Annotated in this window: 22 protein-coding genes; 12 read left to right on the forward strand and 10 right to left on the reverse strand. The window is 68.6% G+C overall.

Going from position 1 to position 17,644, the window contains the following annotated elements; genetic code table 11:
* Window positions 1-219: 219 nt before the first annotated feature.
* Both ACWPOC_RS06205 and ACWPOC_RS06210 read right to left on the reverse strand, forming a co-directional pair.
* The gene (locus ACWPOC_RS06205; protein WP_120281651.1) at window positions 220-1,185 is read right to left on the reverse strand and encodes an alpha/beta hydrolase; all 966 of its coding nucleotides are present in this window, start codon (window positions 1,183-1,185) and stop codon (window positions 220-222) included.
* A 12-nt stretch (window positions 1,186-1,197) separates the two neighbouring features.
* Complete coding sequence (locus ACWPOC_RS06210; RefSeq protein ID WP_120281652.1) at window positions 1,198-1,827, reverse strand: DUF4126 domain-containing protein; 630 nt, start codon at window positions 1,825-1,827, stop codon at window positions 1,198-1,200.
* A 72-nt stretch (window positions 1,828-1,899) separates the two neighbouring features.
* Between ACWPOC_RS06210 and ACWPOC_RS06215 the strand changes: the two genes are divergently transcribed.
* Together ACWPOC_RS06215 and ACWPOC_RS06220 are read left to right on the forward strand one after the other, a co-directional pair.
* Window positions 1,900-3,288, forward strand: coding sequence for an ATP-binding protein (locus ACWPOC_RS06215; RefSeq protein WP_088899247.1), 1,389 nt, complete (start codon window positions 1,900-1,902; stop codon window positions 3,286-3,288).
* Entirely contained in the window at window positions 3,285-5,222 is a 1,938-nt protein-coding gene (locus ACWPOC_RS06220) for a VWA domain-containing protein (protein ID WP_455408200.1), read from the forward strand. The genes ACWPOC_RS06215 and ACWPOC_RS06220 overlap by 4 nt, the downstream gene beginning before the upstream one ends.
* A gap of 4 nt (window positions 5,223-5,226) precedes the next feature.
* On the opposite strand, the gene ACWPOC_RS06225 is transcribed toward ACWPOC_RS06220, so the two are convergent.
* From ACWPOC_RS06225 to rpmB, 7 genes are all read right to left on the reverse strand, one after another.
* Complete coding sequence (locus ACWPOC_RS06225) at window positions 5,227-6,399, reverse strand: MFS transporter (RefSeq protein WP_455408201.1); 1,173 nt, start codon at window positions 6,397-6,399, stop codon at window positions 5,227-5,229.
* 3 nt (window positions 6,400-6,402) lie between these two features.
* Window positions 6,403-6,825 carry a hypothetical protein gene (locus tag ACWPOC_RS06230; protein ID WP_455408202.1) on the reverse strand — a complete coding sequence of 141 codons (423 nt, stop codon included), beginning with the start codon at window positions 6,823-6,825 and terminating at the stop codon, window positions 6,403-6,405.
* A gap of 32 nt (window positions 6,826-6,857) precedes the next feature.
* On the reverse strand, window positions 6,858-7,784 hold the full coding sequence (locus tag ACWPOC_RS06235; RefSeq protein ID WP_026061586.1) for an AEC family transporter: 927 nt from the start codon (window positions 7,782-7,784) through the stop codon (window positions 6,858-6,860).
* A 173-nt stretch (window positions 7,785-7,957) separates the two neighbouring features.
* The gene (rpsR, locus tag ACWPOC_RS06240; RefSeq protein WP_006553776.1) at window positions 7,958-8,215 is read right to left on the reverse strand and encodes a 30S ribosomal protein S18; all 258 of its coding nucleotides are present in this window, start codon (window positions 8,213-8,215) and stop codon (window positions 7,958-7,960) included.
* A gap of 10 nt (window positions 8,216-8,225) precedes the next feature.
* Window positions 8,226-8,531: a 30S ribosomal protein S14 gene (gene rpsN / locus ACWPOC_RS06245; RefSeq protein WP_455408203.1), complete on the reverse strand. Its 306-nt coding sequence runs from the start codon at window positions 8,529-8,531 to the stop codon at window positions 8,226-8,228.
* A gap of 2 nt (window positions 8,532-8,533) precedes the next feature.
* Window positions 8,534-8,701 carry a 50S ribosomal protein L33 gene (rpmG, locus tag ACWPOC_RS06250; RefSeq protein ID WP_455408204.1) on the reverse strand — a complete coding sequence of 56 codons (168 nt, stop codon included), beginning with the start codon at window positions 8,699-8,701 and terminating at the stop codon, window positions 8,534-8,536.
* Window positions 8,701-8,937, reverse strand: coding sequence for a 50S ribosomal protein L28 (rpmB, locus tag ACWPOC_RS06255; protein ID WP_258259763.1), 237 nt, complete (start codon window positions 8,935-8,937; stop codon window positions 8,701-8,703). Before rpmB ends, rpmG begins: the two co-directional genes overlap by 1 nt.
* A gap of 101 nt (window positions 8,938-9,038) precedes the next feature.
* On the opposite strand from rpmB, the gene mrf reads away from it, so the two are divergent.
* The 10 genes from mrf (at window position 9,039) to ACWPOC_RS06305 (ending at window position 17,108) form a co-directional block, all read left to right on the forward strand.
* The gene (gene mrf, locus ACWPOC_RS06260) at window positions 9,039-10,256 is read left to right on the forward strand and encodes a ribosome hibernation factor-recruiting GTPase MRF (protein WP_455408205.1); all 1,218 of its coding nucleotides are present in this window, start codon (window positions 9,039-9,041) and stop codon (window positions 10,254-10,256) included.
* A complete protein-coding gene (locus tag ACWPOC_RS06265) occupies window positions 10,253-10,504 on the forward strand; it encodes a type B 50S ribosomal protein L31 (RefSeq protein ID WP_120281660.1) in 252 nt (83 codons plus the stop codon). The genes mrf and ACWPOC_RS06265 overlap by 4 nt, the downstream gene beginning before the upstream one ends.
* A 33-nt stretch (window positions 10,505-10,537) precedes the next feature.
* Window positions 10,538-10,711 carry a 50S ribosomal protein L32 gene (gene rpmF / locus ACWPOC_RS06270; RefSeq protein ID WP_016694296.1) on the forward strand — a complete coding sequence of 58 codons (174 nt, stop codon included), beginning with the start codon at window positions 10,538-10,540 and terminating at the stop codon, window positions 10,709-10,711.
* A gap of 69 nt (window positions 10,712-10,780) precedes the next feature.
* Complete coding sequence (locus tag ACWPOC_RS06275) at window positions 10,781-11,470, forward strand: response regulator transcription factor (protein WP_088899223.1); 690 nt, start codon at window positions 10,781-10,783, stop codon at window positions 11,468-11,470.
* 8 nt (window positions 11,471-11,478) lie between these two features.
* Entirely contained in the window at window positions 11,479-12,882 is a 1,404-nt protein-coding gene (locus ACWPOC_RS06280) for an ATP-binding protein (protein ID WP_455408246.1), read from the forward strand.
* A 167-nt stretch (window positions 12,883-13,049) separates the two neighbouring features.
* Window positions 13,050-14,294 carry a S1C family serine protease gene (locus ACWPOC_RS06285; protein WP_455408206.1) on the forward strand — a complete coding sequence of 415 codons (1,245 nt, stop codon included), beginning with the start codon at window positions 13,050-13,052 and terminating at the stop codon, window positions 14,292-14,294.
* Window positions 14,295-14,368: 74 nt separating this feature from the next.
* Entirely contained in the window at window positions 14,369-14,866 is a 498-nt protein-coding gene (locus ACWPOC_RS06290; protein WP_006553786.1) for a MogA/MoaB family molybdenum cofactor biosynthesis protein, read from the forward strand.
* A 4-nt stretch (window positions 14,867-14,870) separates the two neighbouring features.
* Window positions 14,871-15,083: a hypothetical protein gene (locus tag ACWPOC_RS06295; protein WP_106200509.1), complete on the forward strand. Its 213-nt coding sequence runs from the start codon at window positions 14,871-14,873 to the stop codon at window positions 15,081-15,083.
* Between the two features lie 577 nt (window positions 15,084-15,660).
* A complete protein-coding gene (locus ACWPOC_RS06300; RefSeq protein ID WP_455408207.1) occupies window positions 15,661-16,410 on the forward strand; it encodes an MspA family porin in 750 nt (249 codons plus the stop codon).
* A 53-nt stretch (window positions 16,411-16,463) separates the two neighbouring features.
* Window positions 16,464-17,108, forward strand: a complete 645-nt coding sequence (locus ACWPOC_RS06305; protein WP_455408208.1) for an MspA family porin — start codon at window positions 16,464-16,466, stop codon at window positions 17,106-17,108.
* Between the two features lie 91 nt (window positions 17,109-17,199).
* On the opposite strand, the gene mscL is transcribed toward ACWPOC_RS06305, so the two are convergent.
* Window positions 17,200-17,634: a large-conductance mechanosensitive channel protein MscL gene (gene mscL / locus ACWPOC_RS06310; RefSeq protein WP_455408209.1), complete on the reverse strand. Its 435-nt coding sequence runs from the start codon at window positions 17,632-17,634 to the stop codon at window positions 17,200-17,202.
* Window positions 17,635-17,644 lie beyond the last annotated feature (10 nt).

A 17,644-nucleotide genomic window follows, 5' to 3' on the forward strand; every position in this document is an offset into this window, starting at 1 on the left:
AACGAGTCGTCGTGTGACTTCTATTCTCGGGATCGCTCCGCCGCGAAGTGGAAGAAGAAGTGAGAAAACGGTACGGAACAATCGGCTACGTACATGTGCTTGTATCGCATCGGACCGTACCTTTCTCATGTGAACCAGTTGGTTAACGGATGACCATACACGAACAACGCGGAATGGACATTTGTTATTTCCGCGTCGTCCGTGCGTAGGGGCGGGTGCTCAGCCCCTCAGCTTGTCGACCCAGGCCTCGAAACCGGACGTGAACTCGTCGGAGAAGGGCAGGTCGGCGACGTAATCGGCGCCCGTCGACTGCTGGTCGCCGATGTCCTTGAGGACGTGGTTGGTGCGTGTCATGCGCAGCGACGTCAGGCGGGTGTGGACGAGTGCCGCGTCGAGCGCGTCGACGTCCTCGACCCGCACCTGGATGTCCTTCGACGAGACCGCGGTGAGCACCGGCAGGTCGCCGGCGACCTGTGCGGCGAGCATCCGCGGATCGAGCGCGTCCTCCTCGGCGAGTGCCTTCGCGTTGGCGGGGACGAGCCCGGCGTTGCGCAGCGGCTCGGGGAGAGTGTCGCTGAGGGTGCCGTCGGCGCGGAGCGACTCGACCGCGCCGGTGAGCGCGACCCGCAGTTCGTCGGCGATCTGGACGGGAAGTTGTCCCGCGGCGACGACGGCGTCGAGCTGTGCGTCGATCTGGGCGGTCAGCAGGTCGAGCAGGCGCACGGCGAGCGGTTCGAGCAGGCCGAGTCCGGCGATCGAGTCGTTGTCCTGGGCGAGCGACAGCGCGATCAGCGCGCCTTCGCTGTGCCCGACGACGTAGAGCCGCTCCGGGTCGACCCCGCGCTGCGAACCGAGGAAGGCGAGCGCGTCGGCGGCACCGTCGATGAACGTCGAGAAGCCGAGATCGGCGACGTCGTCGACGCTGTACGGGCCGAGCCCGGTCACGCCGCTGCCGAACTTGTCGTACCGCAGGCTCGCGAAGCCCTTTCGTTCGAGCACGTCGGCGAGGTGCCGCAGGGTGCCGATCGATCCGGGGAGCAGTGCGCTGTCGCCGTTGCGGTCGGTGGGACCGCTGCCGGCGAGCAGCAGCACGGCGGGCACCGGACCCCTCATGGAGACGGGGACCCGCAGGCTGCCGTGCAGGGTCACGTCGCCGCTGGAAAAGGTGATCTCGGTGTCCGACATGTCATGTGTCTATCAGAAGTCGCCGGACCGACCCGTATCGAGGGCGCCGCGGTGTGGCGTCGGTTTCGTGCGCGACGAACGGGCCCGGCGCACCCTGCGGTAGCCCCGTACGCCGAGCCATCCGAACAGCGCCAGCAGCGGGACGACGAGCAGGGGAGCGAGCAACGCGATCAGCGACGTGACGAACGAGGTGACGCTCTCGACGATCGACAGCACCGGGTTGCCGAAACCGGCGGTGGTCGCCGTGCTCGCGACCCGCGTGCCCGTCTGCGCCGTGCTCACCGCCAGGGCGGTCGGGGCGCCGATGACGATGCCCGCGAGTGCCGCCATCGCGGGATCGAGGCTCGCGAAGGCCGCCCACGCCGCGAGCGCACCCGCGACCGGCCGGGTCACCGTGCCGAGGGCGGACAGTGCGTTGTCCACGAACGGCACGAGGTCGGCGACGACCTCCACGGCGGTGGCGATCGTCAGGGCGACGAGCGCCGAGGTGGACCCGAGCCACTGCATCGATTCGTTGAGGACGACCCCGAAGAGTTCGAAGTGGACCGCGGCCGACAGGAGCAGCAGCGGCAGGAAGGTGCGCAGCCCGGTGGCGGCCGCGAGCCCCAGCCCGAGCAGGGCCGCCAGGATCCAGGTGTCCATGCGGCGAGTGTAGGCGGACCGGTCGCGGGATCGCGGATGCCGAAACGGCGGTTCGGTCGTACCTTGGGTGAGGTGACGTCACCCACACCGCGCCCCTCCACGGTCGGCGAGCTCCGCGCCTCCGGCCACGTGCAACGGTCCGTCAAGGACGAGATCCGGCACAACCTGCTCGCTGCGCTGCGCGACGGTACCGATCCGTGGCCCGGCATCCTCGGTTTCGAGGACACCGTCGTCCCGCAACTCGAACGCGCCCTCATCGCCGGCCACGACGTGGTCCTGCTCGGCGAACGCGGCCAGGGCAAGACGCGCCTGCTGCGTACCCTGCCGCTGCTGCTCGACGAGTGGACCCCGGTCATCGCCGGCTCCGAACTCGGCGAGCACCCCTACGAGCCCATCACCCCGGCGTCGATCCGTCGTGCCGCCGAACTCGGCGACGACCTGCCCGTCGCGTGGCGGCACCGCAGCGAGCGGTACGCCGAGAAGCTCGCGACGCCCGACACCTCGGTCGCCGACCTCGTCGGCGACGTCGATCCCGTGAAGGTCGCCGAGGGTCGCAGCCTCGGCGACCCGGAGACGATCCACTTCGGTCTCGTGCCCCGCGCGCATCGCGGCATCGTCGCCGTCAACGAACTGCCCGATCTCGCCGAACGCATCCAGGTGTCGCTGCTCAACGTCATGGAGGAGCGCGACATCCAGGTCCGCGGCTACACGCTGCGTCTGCCTCTCGACGTGTTGCTCGTCGCGAGCGCGAACCCCGAGGACTACACGAACCGCGGTCGCATCATCACCCCACTCAAGGACCGTTTCGGCGCGGAGATCCGCACGCACTATCCGACGCGGCTCGAGGACGAGATCGCCGTCATCGAGCAGGAAGCGCACCTGCAGTCCCGCGTGCCCGACTATCTCTTCGAGATCCTTGCCCGGTTCACGCGGTTGCTGCGCGAATCGACCTCCGTCGACCAACGTTCCGGTGTCTCGGCACGGTTCGCCGTCGCCGGTGCCGAGACCGTCTCGGCTGCGGCCCTGCACCGCGGTGCGGTCCTCGGTGAGGACGATCCGGTCGCGCGTCCCGTCGACCTCGGCACGGTCGTCGAGGTGCTCCGCGGCAAGGTCGAGTTCGAATCCGGGGAGGAGGGAAGGGAATTCGAGATTCTCGACCACCTCCTCCGGCGTGCCACGGCCGAGACCGCCCGCTCGCGGCTCGCGGGCGTCGACCTCGGGCCGCTGGTCGCCGCCGTCGAACAGGGCGATCCGGTGGTCACCGGTGAGCGGATCACTGCGAAGGTGCTGCTCGACGAACTCCCCGAACTGCCCGTCCTCGACGCCGTTGCCGAACGGCTCGGTGCCACCGACACCGGAACCCGCGCCGCGGCAGTGGAACTCGCCCTCGAGGGTCTGTATCTGGCACGGCGCATCGCCAAGGACACCGGCGACGACGGCTCGGCGGTGTACTCCCGATGAGCAGGTCGGCCCGCTACGGTCCGTATACCGGGGGCGATCCGCTCGCCCCACCGGTGGACCTGCGCGACGCGCTCGCCGCGATCGGCGACGACGTCATGGCCGGCGCGTCACCCAAACGCGCCCTGCGGGAGTTGCTGCGTCGCGGGCAGGACGGCATGCGTGGCCTCGACAAGCTTGCCGCGCAGGCGAACCGGCGTCGGCGTCAGCTGCTCGATCGCACCAACCTCGACGGCACCCTGCGCGAGGTGCGCGAACTCCTCGACCGCGCCGTGCTCGAGGAACGCAAGGAACTGGCCCGCGCCCTCGACGACGACGCGCGGTTCGCGGAGATGCGGATCGAGGAACTGCCGCCGTCGACGGCGCAGGCCGTGCAGGAACTCGCCGACTACGACTGGCGCAGCGCGCAGGCCCGGCAGGACTACGAGAAGATCCGCGACCTGCTCGGCCGAGAGATGCTCGACCAGCGCTTCGCCGGGATGAAGCAGGCGCTCGAGCGGGCCACCGACGAGGACCGGCAACGCATCTCGGAGATGCTCGACGACCTCAACGAGCTGCTCGACAAGCACTCCCGCGGTGAGGACACCGAGGAGGACTTCGAGCAGTTCATGTCCGAGCACGGTGAGTTCTTCCCGGAGAACCCACAGAACGTGGAGGAACTGCTCGACTCCCTCGCACAGCGGGCAGCGGCGGCGCAGCGGCTGCGCAACTCGCTCACCCCCGAGCAGCGCGACGAACTCGATGCGCTCGCGCAGCAGGCGTTCGGATCCTCGGATCTGATGAGCCGGCTCGACCGTCTCGACGGTCACCTGCGTGCCGCGCGTCCCGGCGAGGACTGGACCGGCTCCGAGCAGGTGCGCGGCGAACAGGGCATGGGTCTCGGTGAGGCCACCTCGGCGCTGCAGGAGCTGTCCGAACTCGACCAGCTCACCGAGCAGCTGTCGCAGCAGTACGCCGGGGCGTCCCTCGACGACATCGACCTCGACGCGCTCGCCCGGCATCTCGGGCCCGAGGCCGCGGCCGATGCCCGTACTCTCGCCGAACTCGAGAAGGAACTGCAGCGGCAGGGCTTCTTCGACCGGGGTGCCGACGGGCAGTGGCGACTGTCGCCCAAGGCCATGCGCCGACTCGGCGAAGCGGCCCTGCGCGACGTCGTCAACCGCATCTCGTCGCGTACGGGGCAACGCGAGTCGCGGCGGGCGGGTGTGCTCGGCGAACCCACCGGCGCGTCGAAGACGTGGGAGTTCGGCGACACCGAACCGTGGGACGTCGTGCGGACCCTCACCAACGCGACCCTGCGCAGTCCCGGCCTGCCGGTGCGGATGTCGGTGCAGGACGTCGAGGTGATCGAGACCGAACAGCGGACGCAGGCGGCGGTCGCGCTGCTCGTCGACACGTCGTTCTCGATGGTCATGGACGGTCGCTGGGTGCCGATGAAACGCACGGCCCTCGCGTTGAACCACCTCGTGTCCACGCGCTTCCGCGGGGATGCGCTGCAGCTCATCGCGTTCGGCCGGCATGCCCGTGTGGTGTCGGCGCCCGAACTCGCCGGGCTCGACGGCGTCTACGAGCAGGGCACCAATCTGCACCACGCCCTGATGCTCGCGGGTCGTCATCTGCGTCGTCATCCCAACGCGCAGCCGGTGGTCTTCGTCGTCACCGACGGTGAACCCACCGCGCATCTCGAACCGGACGGCTTCGCGGCTTTCGACTACCCGCCGAGCGCACGCACTCTGGGGCTGACGGTGCGCGAACTCGACCACGTTGCGCGGCTCGGCACCCAGGTCACGATCTTCCGGCTCGGCAGCGATCCGGGGCTCGCGCGGGTCGTCGACGTGCTGGCGCGTCGCGTCGGGGGACGGGTGGTCGCGCCCGACGTCGACGGTCTCGGGGCAGCGGTCGTCGCCGACTACGTGCGGGCCCGTCGGCGGTCGTAAGCACTCAGCGGCGCACCGATCTCCAGGTGGTCGTCGCGGCGGCGGACAGCAGGGCAGCGGTCACCCAGAAGATCGACGCGACACCGGCGACCCCGGCGATGGCGCCGGCGGCCATGGGCACCGCGACCTGCCCGAGACGGTTGCCGGTCAACCGTACGGCCAGCGCCGACGCGCGGTCGGACGGTGCGACGAGTTCGACGACCCACGTCATGGTCAGGGGTTGGCCGACGCCCCAGAACATTCCGCACACGGCGAGCAACGCGCCGATGACCCACGGGTTCGGCACGAGCGGCAGCAGCGCGACAGGCACGATGGTCCCGGCGGTCGCGGAGACGAGCAGCCACCTGCGCGGAATCCGGCGCAGCGCCCACGGCAGCAGGGCGCGCGAGACGATCGACGCCACGGTGCGGGCGGTGAGCAGGATCGACACCAGGAGGACGCCGAACCCGAACTGCTCACCGAGCAACGGCAGGTAGGCCACGACGAGGTCGACCGAAGCGAGGACCACCAGGCTCGACAACATCGCGGGCTTCATGCCCTTCGTGGCGAGCATCGACAGGATCGACTGGGGCGCGCCGTCCTCCGCGGTGCGACCGGAGCCGGGCGGCTCGCGAAGCCCCAGCACCAGCGGCAGGGAGAGCAGCGAAACCACCGTCATGACCAGCAACGCTCCGGTGGTCTCGACGGATCCGCTGCCGTCGCCGGTGGTCGCGGCGATCACGCCGGAGACGGGCACACCGACGGCCTGCCCGACCGACACACCCAGCGTCAGACCGGCGAACCCGCGATCCAGCCGGCCCGGCGGCGACAGGATCGACACGAACGCTTGCCCCGACACCGTGACGAGCAACTGCCCGAGACCGAGCACGACGTTGCCGGCGGCGAGCACCAGCAATCCCGAACTGAGAGCGATCAACCCGGCGCCGACCGTGGTGACGACGATGCCCGAACGGAGAATGGCGGTCGCGTGCCCGCGGTCCACGGCACGTCCCATCCGCACCGCCGCGATCAGCGGAACGACGGCGTAGAGCGCCGTGACGGCGCCGATGGTCGTCGCGTCACCGCCGAGAGCGAGGATCCGGTAGGAGACCAGGACGCGGATCGACTGGAATGCCGCGTGCAGCAGGGCCGTGGACAAGCACAGATACAGCAGCCAGTGACGCGGAGGATGCGGCATATGTCAGGCGCCGGCCGTCACGACCCGGTCGCCGAGCGGCGACTGCAAGGAGACCTCGAGGATGCCGACGACGGCGACCATGATGCACATGCGGTCCTGCATCTCCGGCAGCGTGCCGCCGAGGAGCGTCACCGTCACCGTGTCGTCCGTTTCGGTGACGGTCGCGTCGACGCCGAAGCACTCGGGGGTGCCCGTCTCGAAGTGCAGGGCGATCCGGTCGTCGCTCACCCGCGACCACGACAGGATCGTCAGCGGATGCGCGTCGACGATGTCGGGTCGCGGCGAGAACACCGTCGCCCCTGCCGGAACCGGTTCCTCGGGCAGCGCCGGTACGTCCGGTGTACTCGAACTCGACCCGCAGGCTGCGATGAGCAGGCACATCGCGAGGACGGTGATTCCCCGGCAGGCACGGACGACGGAACGCATGGTTCCCACGGTATTCCCGTGTCGCGTGTTCATCACGCCAGCAGGGCGGCGGTCACGCCGATCGCAGGGATGGAGGCGAGGGTGGTGACGAGTGCGGCGTCGCGGGCGAGCACCGTGCCGCGACCGTAGGCACTGGCGTAGACGAAGACGTTCTGCGCGGTCGGCAGCGCGGCGACCACCACGACGGCGAACAGTGCGTGGCCGTCGAGTCCGAACACGAATCGCCCCATCAGATACGCGAGCACGGGCTGGGCGAGGATCTTGAGCACCGAGGCGAGCGCGATGTCGCGACGCGGGCTCGTTCCCTTCTCGAGCACCCGGACGCCCTGCAGCGACAACCCGAACGCGAGCAGCGCACCGGGCACCGACGCGCCGCCGAGCAGATGGAACGGCTGCAGCAACGCCTCGGGAGGCGTCCATCCGCTGATCGCGATGGCGAGTCCGGCCGCGGCGGCCAGGACGATGGGGTTCTTGAACGGCGCGAGCAGGGTGTCGAGGCGCGAGACACCGGCGCGCATCGTCGACAGGTCGAGCATCGTCAGCGCGATGGGGGAGAGCACGACGATCTGGAACAACAACAGGGGCGCGACGAACGACGCGTCGCCGAGCACGAACACGGCGATGGGGATGCCGAGGTTCGCGGAGTTGACGTAGCCGGCGCACAGCGCGCCGATGGTCGCCTCGGGAACTGCACGTCGCAGCCAGAGCTTCGCGACGACGAAGTGCACGATCGCGACGGCGAACGCCGTGGCCGCCGCGATGTAGAGATTGGGAGAGAAGATCACCGACAGGTCGGACGTCGCGAGCACGTCGAACAGCAGCGCGGGGGTGGCGACGAAGAAGACGAGCCGGCTGAGCACCGTCTGCGCCTCGTGCCCGAGAGTGCCCAGGCGCCCCAGCGTGAAGCCGATGGCGATGATCACGAAGATGACACTGAACCCCGCGATCACACCCGACACGGTTGCCTAGTCTAAGGACTCTGGGACGTCTCCTCGTCATCGGACCGAAGCGAGGGTCGGGACCGATGTTGTTTGCGGTTCTCGGCAGATTTTCGCGAACAACGTCGGTCTCGGGTGCACACATGACGACGCCGCCCCTCCCGATGGGGAGAGGCGGCGTCGGAAGCTACGACCTACTTGCTGCTGACGTAGGGGAGCAGAGCCATCTCGCGGGCGTTCTTCACCGCGACGGCGACCTGACGCTGCTGCTGCGGGGTCAGGCCCGTGACGCGACGGCTGCGGATCTTGCCGCGGTCGGAGATGAAGGTGCGGAGCAGGTTGACGTCCTTGTAGTCGACGTACTCGATCTTCGCCGCGAAGAGGGGGTTCTTCTTGGGTTTGCGTCCCTCTACGGCACGCGACTTCTTCGACGGTCCTCGCTTGACTGCCATATCTCGCTCCTCACCAGCTCGACTTGTGGACGCCGGGTAGTTCCCCGCGGTGGGCGAGTTCACGCACACGCACTCGTGAGAGCCCGAACTTTCGCAGGTGGCCGCGCGGGCGGCCGTCCGCAGCGTCTCGATTGCGCAATCGTACCGGACTGGCGTCGCGGGGTAGACGCTGCAGTGCCCGCTGGGCTTCGCTGCGCTCCTCGGGCGAGGACGACGGTCGGCGCACGACCTCCTTCAGTTCCGCGCGGCGCTCGGCGTACCGGGCCACGATCGCCTTCCGTTGCTCGTTGCGTGCGACCTTCGATTTCTTCGCCACGACTACTTCTCCTCGCGGAAGTCGACGTGTCTGCGCAGCACGGGGTCGTACTTGCGCAGGACGAGACGGTCGGGATCGTTCCGGCGGTTCTTCCGGGTGACGTAGGTGTAGCCGGTCCCGGTGGTGGAGCGAAGCTTGACGATGGGCCGGATCTCGCTGCGTGCTGCCATCAGAACTTCTCCCCACGGACACGCAGACGTGCGACGACGCTCTCGATGCCGTCGCGGTCGACGATCTTGATGCCCTTGGTCGACAGGTTCAGCGTGACCCGGCGACCGAGTGAGGGCACGAAATAGGTTCTGCGCTGGATGTTCGGGTTCCACCGCCGGCTGGTGCGGACATGGGAGTGCGATACGGATCTCCCGAAACCGGGACGCCGTCCGGTGAGTTGGCACGTGGCCGACACGTCGGCTCCTTTCATAGGTAACGACAATCATTTTCGACAAACTGCGTTGCCGACTGTACGCTTTGATGTCGTTAATGACAATCGTTATCGAAAGGAGTCCTGTGGACACCAGGACGCCGCTCGTCATCGTCTGCGGATGGCGCGGACGGACTGCGCAGGCCGCGCGGTCGCTCCTGCGTCCGGGCACCGCGGTCGTCCACCACGACCTGTCCGGTCTCGACCAGGGCGTACTCCGCCGCTCCGTGCTCACCGTCGAGGGCGAGCGCAGCGAGATCCTCGAACTCGCGCACGGGTGCGTCTCCTGCACGCTGCGCGAGGATCTGCTGCCGCTTCTGCGCCGCATGCGCGACTACAGCAGCGTCGACCGGATCGTGCTGCACCTCGACCCGCAACTCGAACCCGAGGCACTGTGCTGGGCAGTCGAACATGTCGTGGTGAGCGGGATCGTCGGTCGTGTCGACGGACCCGCGTCCCTCGATGTCCGAGTGGACGGCGTCGTGACCTGCCTCGACGCCGCGACCTGGCTCGAGGACGCGACGGGCGACGACGAACTGAACGAGCGTGTCGACGACGACCGCACCCTGGCGCAGGTCGTCGTCGGCCAGGTCGAGTTCGCCGATGCGTTGGTGGTGCTTCCGGGAGCGGACGGCTGGCAGCAGGCACGCCTGCACGCGGTGCTCACCCGACTCGCCCCGGACGCGCCGATCGCGTGGGCGGGGGAACCGGACGTCGAGCGGCTCCTCCGCGAGATACCCGCCACCGCCCGTCGGGGGACGGTCGACGGGGCGCACTCGCCTCTCCTACGAGGTCAACCGCCCCTCGACGACGACTGCGGAATCCGCCTCGTCGAGTTCTCCGCCGACCGGCCGTTCCATCCGGAACGTCTCCACCACGCGATCGACGTGCTGCTCGACGGCGTCGTGCGCGCCCGAGGGCGACTGTGGGTCGCCACCCAACCCGACAATGCGCTGCTCGTCGAATCCGCCGGTGGCGGACTGCGGATCGCTCATGCCGGGCCGTGGCTCGTGTCGATGACTCCCGAGCAACAGCGCGAGATCCCGGCGGAACGCCGCGCGATGGCGTCGCTGCGCTGGGACGAACGCTACGGCGACCGGGACACGAGCATCGTCGTCCTCGTCCACGACGCCGACCCGGATCTCATCGACCGCACCCTGCGTGAGGCAGTCGTGACCGACGACGAGTTCGACCGCCCTGACCTGTGGCCGACCTGGCACGACCCCTTCGGTCGATTCCACGAAGACCCATGTGACGACCTCCCGGCAGACCGCCGCGACAACGAGAGAGAGGAACACCGATGAAACCGGCCCTGCATCCCGACTACCACCCCGTGGTCTTCCGGGACGCCAACAGCGGCGCCACCTTCCTGACCCGCTCCACCGCGACATCCGAACGCACGACCGTCTGGTCGGACGGCCTTGCCTACCCGCTGATCGTCGTCGACGTCACGAGCGACTCGCACCCGTTCTGGACGGGCGCCGCCCGCCTGCTCGACACCGCCGGTCGCGTCGAGAAGTTCGAGCGCAAGTACGGCCGGCGCCGACCCTGATCCCCGAACCTCCCGATATCGAAGGAGAACGACATGGCAGTCCCCAAACGCAGGAAGTCCCGCTCGAACACCCGTCATCGCCGGTCGCAGTGGACGGCGAAGGTCCCCGATCTCGTGCCGGTCACGGTCGACGGAACGACCGTGAAGGTGCCCCGCAGGCTCGTCGAGGCCGTGCACAGGGGTGAGGTCGATCCCCGGACCGACTGAGTCGTAGAGCCCGCCGGCCACCGCGGGTTCTCAGCGCGCTCTCAGTAGGGGCAGGCCACAATGGTGATCATGCGCATTCTGGTGGTCGACGACGACCGTGCGGTGCGGGAGTCGCTGCGCCGGTCACTGAGCTTCAACGGATACACGGTCGACCTCGCGACGGATGGGCAGGACGCCCTCGAGCAGGTCGCGGCGTCGCGTCCGGATGCGATGGTGCTCGACGTGATGATGCCGCGCGTCGACGGTCTCGAGGTGTGCCGCCGGCTGCGCAGCACCGGCGACGACCTGCCGATCCTCGTCCTCACCGCGCGCGACTCCGTGTCCGAGCGCGTCGCGGGTCTCGACGCGGGCGCCGACGACTACCTGCCGAAACCGTTCGCGCTCGAGGAACTGCTCGCGCGGCTGCGGGCGCTGCTGCGTCGTGCCGCGCCCGACCCGGACTCGTCCGCCGACGAGGTGCTGCGGTTCGCCGACCTCAGCCTCGACCCCGCGACCCGCGAGGTCACCCGCGGTGACCGGCAGATCAGCCTCACCCGTACCGAGTTCTCCCTGATGGAGATGCTCATGGCGAACCCGCGGAGGGTGCTCACGCGCAGCCGCATCCTCGAGGAGGTGTGGGGTTACGACTTCCCGACCTCCGGCAACGCCCTCGAGGTCTACGTGGGGTACCTGCGACGCAAGACCGAGGCCGGTGGAGAACCGCGCCTGATCCACACGGTGCGCGGCGTCGGGTACGTGCTGCGCGAAACCCCGCCGTGAGCGACCCGATGCGACCACCTCTTCTTCTGACCCGCTCGGTGCCGCTGCGCACCCGCGTCACGCTCCTCGCGGCCGGCGCGGTGGCGCTTGCGGTCGCCGTCACCTCCATCGCGGCCTACGCCGTCGTCTCGCGGGCGTTGTACTCGGAGGTCGACACCCAGTTGCGGGCGCGGGCCGCCGCGCTCGTCGAGTCGAGCACCCTCATCACCTACGACCCGCGCTATATCGGCGGGGCCCAGCTCTACAGCTCCGACATCAGCGTCGCCCTGATCTACCCGGATCTCGGCAGGTACGTGCCGCCGGGCTCGTCGGTCCCCATCGGCGAATCCGAACTGGCGGTGGCCGAGGGCGACCGTGAGGCGTCGCTTCGCACCGTCGCCCAGCAGCGCGTACTGGCCCAGCGCATGCCCGACGGCAGCACGGTCGTGATCGCGCAGCGACTGCGTCCCACCGTCGAGATCCTCAACCGCCTGGCGAGTGTGCTGTTCATCGTCGGCGGTTGCGGGGTGGTGCTCGCCGCCGCCGTGGGTGCGACGGTCGGCCGCACGGGTCTGCGTCCCGTCGCCCGGCTCACCGCCGCCGCCGAGCGGGTCGCCCGCACCGACGACCTGCGGCCGATCCGGGTGACCGGCCACGACGAGCTCGCCCGTCTCACCGAGAGCTTCAACATGATGCTGCGTGCGCTCGCCGAGTCGCGGGAACGGCAGAGCCGGCTGGTCGCCGACGCCGGTCACGAACTGAAGACACCGCTGACCTCACTGCGGACCAACATGGAACTGCTCATCGCGGCGAGCCGTCCCGGTGCACCGAGCCTGCCCGACGAGGACATGGCCGAGTTGCGGGCCGACGTCATCGGCCAGATCGAGGAATTGTCGACGCTCGTCGGTGATCTCGTCGACCTCGCCCGTGAGGAGGCGCCGGAGACGGTCTTCGAGGTCGTCGACGTCGCCGAGGTGGTGGACCGCAGTCTCGAACGCGCGCGTCGACGGCGTACCGACATCGAGTTCCGGGCGACCACCGAGCAGTGGTTCGTCTTCGGCGACCAGGCCGGACTCACCCGCGCCGTGGTCAACGTCCTCGACAACGCGGCCAAGTGGAGCCCGGCGGGGGAGGACGTCGTCGTGAACATGCGGCAGATCGCCAGTGGCCTGATGGAACTGACCGTCGACGACGCCGGCCCGGGGATCCCGGAGGAGGAACGTGAGCTGGTGTTCGAGCGGTTCTACCGGGCGACGACCGCGCGGTCGATGCCGGGATCCGGTCTGGGACTGGCCATCGTGCGACAGATGGTCACGAAGCACGGCGGGACGATCGCCGTCGAACGGTCGGATCGTGGTGGCGCGCTGATCCGCATCGTGTTGCCCGGCACACCGACCCTCGACGGAGAGACGCACCCCACCGAGATCGGATGAATTCGACAGCAAAATCGCGGGTACTTCTGAGGCGACTCTCAGCTGCCCGGTCCATGCTGGACGAAGAAGCGCGGAGGTGCTCGACGCACCCCGCATGATCGGCCACCGCACGCCGACGTCGACCCGTATGCGTCCGGTGGCCCCGGCGGACGAAGGCGAAGTGACGAATGAGTGAGGACCCCACCCGCGGCGCGGGAGCACCGCAACCGCAACCCCATCCGTACGGCCCCGGTGGATACACCGACCCCTACGCGCAGGCCGCCCAGCAGTCGGCACCTCCGCCGCCGGCGCCGGGATCGAATCACACGGCACCGAATCACACGGCATCGAATCGCATGCCCGGCCGTTCCGCCCTCGTCGTCGGTGCCATCGCACTGGCGCTGGTGAGCGGCGGCATCGGTGGCGCGGTCGGCGCGTGGTCGATGCGCGACTCCTCCGGACCGGTCGTCAACTCCCTCGACGCCCCGCGGCCCGAGACACAGACGATCGCCGCCGCTCCCGAGGGCAGCGTGCAGGCCGTCGCCGACAGGGTCGTGCCGAGCGTCGTGCGGATCGAGGTCCTCGGTCGCACGGGTGCCGGTGAGGGTTCGGGTGTGGTCCTGTCCTCGGACGGATTGATTCTCACCAACAACCACGTCGTGGCGGGCGGCGGGCAGGGCGCGCGCCTGACGGTCTACTTCTCGGACGGTTCCACCGCACCGGCGACGGTCGTCGGCGCGGACGCGGTCTCGGACATCGCCGTCATCCGGACGGAAGGTCGCACCGACCTCACGCCCATCGAACTCGGCAGCGCCGAGAACCTGGCGGTCGGCCAGGAGGTCGTGGCCGTCGGCTCGCCACTCGGACTCCAGAGCACCGTGACGGCGGGTATCGTCTCGGCCCTCAACCGTCCCGTCTCCACGAGCGGGGACACCGCCAACCAGGCGTCGGTCATCGACGCGATCCAGACCGACGCGGCGATCAACCCGGGCAACTCCGGTGGCGCGCTCGTCGACATGGAAGGTCGCCTCGTCGGCATCAACACCGCGATCGCCACGGCCGGCGGACAGTCGGGCTCGATCGGCCTCGGCTTCGCGATCCCCGTCGAGCAGGCCCGGCGCATCGCGCAGGAACTCGTCGACACCGGGCAGGCGACGCACTCGATCATCGGTGTCCAGGTCCCGTCCCGGGACAACGCCTACGGCGCGCGCGTCGTGGAGGTCGTACCCGACGGGCCGGCCGATCGTGCGGGCATCCCGAACAACGCACTCATCGTCCGCGTCGACGAGCGGGTCATCACCGATGGCGACTCGCTCATCGCCGCGATCCGCTCCCGCGCTCCCGGCGAGACCGTGAAGATCACCTACCGCACGGCCGACGGTGAGGAGAACACCGTCGACGTCGTGACCACCGCAGATTCCGCCGGACGATGAGGGACGACATGGACATAGCTCACATTTCGGTACAAGAGCCGCATGCTCTCGACCCGCAAACTACCGTGGACCTCATGGAACTCGAAGCTCCCAGAAAAGGCCGCGCGCTCGTCGTCGTCGTCGACGACCGCGTCTCCCACGGCGACAGTCCGGACTCCGCGGGCCCGCTGGTCACGGAGCTTCTCGTCGAAGGTGGCTTCGCGGTCGACGGTGTCGTGACGGTCGCGGCCGACGAGGTCGAGATCCGAAATGCACTCAACACCGCAGTGATCGGCGGTGTCGACCTGGTGATCTCCGTCGGTGGCACCGGTGTCACCCCGCGCGACGTGACGCCCGACGCGACCGAGGACGTGCTCGATCACGAGATTCGCGGCATCGCCGAGGCGCTGCGTTCGTCGGGCCTGGCGTCGGGTGCCGTCGACGCCGGCCTCTCCCGCGGTCTCGTGGGCGTCTCCGGATCGACGCTCGTGGTGAACCTCGCGTCGTCGCGTCCCGCCATCCGCGACGGGATGGCGACCCTGCTTCCTCTCGCGGCGCACGTCATCGAAGAGCTGTCCTGGATGGAGGAGTGACGCCATGTCCGGCGACCCTGCGGACCCGCAGGAGCCCGACGAGGTGACCGAAGCAAAGCGTGAGAGCCGTGCCCGGATCGACCGGGCACGGCTGGCGCGCATCTTCGGCGACGTGCTTCCCGAAACCACTCGCGACGAACGGCGGGACAACGATCCGCGCGAGGGCGGATCGGACGAATGGCTGCGACGTCAGGTACCACCACACCATTCGGGCTAGTGATGTGTGTCACATTTGTCGCGTTGCTCTCGAGGTGATTCGAACTCGTTGTCGGCTGTGAAGAAACGGCGATGCAACATTTCGTTCAACTCCGCATGATCCACCATGTGGGACGCGGAGGCGCCAAGCGGTCGCTGAGGGCACCCTTCGAGGCATGGCGGGCGAAAGCCTCGAGTCGCCCTACCTGGGCAAACCGAAAAATGCGCCATACAGCGCGCATGTTCTCCGGCGTGTCGGCGTGTATTGCCGACGTGTCCGTTTCGTGAACATTTTGTGTGTTCCCACGCGTCTCACGAGCCGTCTCGAGCCCTCGGCGTTACATTTCCGAGCCGTTGCTCTGGGAAAGGTCACGGTCTAATCTCCCTCTCAGGTTCAAACCGGTCGAGCCCGGGCCCAGCGGCCCGGGCTCGATCACGAATCGGTAACGCAAGACCGTGCGGACGATGGACGTAACCGACACACCGACGGCTGATCCGCCGGTGTGTTCGCTGTGGACAGCGACCCGCGGGCGACAGGGCGACCACTTGTTGTCGGACGCGGTGCGCAACCCGGCACGCAGAGAACGGATGAGGCATTCATGAAGATTCAGACGCGACGTGGCTTTAGGGCCGCCCGCAACGCCACGGTGGCGGCAGCTGCTGTGGCCGGTCTGGTTCTCGGATCGGCCGGCGCCGCAGGTGCCGAGGTCAACGACCAGAACCGGATCGTCTCCAACGGCCACGAGGTCATCGTCACGCAGGAGGACACCTTCATCAACGGTGTGCCCCCGATCGGCGGCAGCCCGCTGAGCCGTGAGTGGTTCCACAACGGCCGCGGCATCGCCAACATCGTCGGTCCGGAGGCTGCGGACTTCGAGGGCTCGACCTTCCAGTTCGGCTACCAGGTCGCGTGGACCGCGTCGATCGACGGCGGGATCGCCTTCGGCTGGGAATCGCCGGATCCGTCCTTCACTGTCGACGCTGCACCCCCGGAGCAGTTCGAGCGGGTGCTCGACGCCGACGGCAATCCGGTACTCGATGCCGACGGCAATGAGCTCTACCGGTCGACCGGGGCCGGGGACGGCCTTGAAGTCACGGGCGTCGAGACCGACGTCAACGGCGGGCTGCCCGGTATCGCGGTCGGTATCGAGCTGACCCAGGCGCCCGGTATCGCCGAGGTCGTCGTCGCAGAGTCCGAGTTCGACGGTGATTTCAAGGAAGTCCAGATCGCCAACGTGCACGGTGCCGCCACGGGCGTCATCGGCCCGGTCTCCGTCCGCCCGTTCGTTCGTGTGATCACCGGCAACGGCGACAACGTCACCACCTACGGCCAGGTCTGGACCCTCTAGTCCTGCTTCGCGCCATCCCGCAAGAAGTCCCCACCACCACAAACGGAGTAATCATGGGAATCAAGTCGCGTGGCTTCAAGGCCGCTCGTAACGCCGCCGTCGCCGGTGCCGCCGCCTTCGGTCTGGTCCTCGGTGCCTCGGGCGCCGCTTCGGCCGAGGTCAACGACCAGAACCGCATCGTCTCCGACGGCGTCGAGGTCGTCGTGACCCAGGAGGACACCTTCATCCAGGGTGTTCCGGCTCTCGGTGGCAGCCCGTTCAACCGCGAGTTCTTCCACAACGGCCGCGGCACCGTGAACCTGGTCGGTGACGGCGCAGCCGACGCCGAGGGCACCACCTTCCAGTTCGGTTACCAGTTCGCATGGGCCGGCAGCATCGACGGTGCCATCGGCGTCACCTACTCGACCCCGCAGCTCGAACTCTCGGGTATCCCGATCGGCGGCGATGGCGGATCTGTCAAGGTCACCGACATCCTCCCGCAGGCCTACGCCGAGCTCGAGCTGACCCCGGCTCCGGGCATCGAGGAGCTCGTCGTCGCCGAGGGCGAGTTCGACGGTGATTTCAAGACCGTTCAGTTCGCCAACGTCCACGGCACCGCCTCCGGCGTCCTCGGCGCCGTCCAGGTCCGTCCGTTCGTCCGCGCCATCACGGCCAACGGCGACAACGTCACCACCTACGGCGCTCCCTGGACCGTCTAAGTAGTAGACGTCCGGCTCACGCCGAACACGGCACGGAAGACCGGGCTCGCTCGAATCTCGAGCGGGCCCGGTCTTTTTCGTCGTCGGGCACCTACTCGATCCCGGGGCTGGGCTTGGCGTGCGCACCACCCTGACCCGACTGCGCGGCCTGGGCTTCGAGGATGTCGCGGATCTGGATGAGCAGGTCCTCGGCGCTGGCCTGCTTGTCCTCCGGTTCGGTGACGAACTTCTTCTTCGCCGCGTTGGCGGGGACGATGAGCACGAAATACACGACCGCGGCGATGATGATGAAATTGATCGCCGCGGAGATCACCGCGCCGATGTTGACGAAGGTCTCCGGGTTGCCGCTGACGATCTGGAAACCCCAGCCCATCTCGTTGTCGCCGCCGATCGCGCTGATGAGCGGCTCGATGATGTTCGCGGTGAACGCTGTGACGATCGCCGTGAATGCCGCACCGACCACAACCGCGACGGCGAGATCGAGGACGTTGCCCCTCAATATGAAGTCCTTGAAGCCCTTCAGCATGGTGTGCTCC

Source organism: Rhodococcus sp. 5G237 (assembly GCF_053764735.1).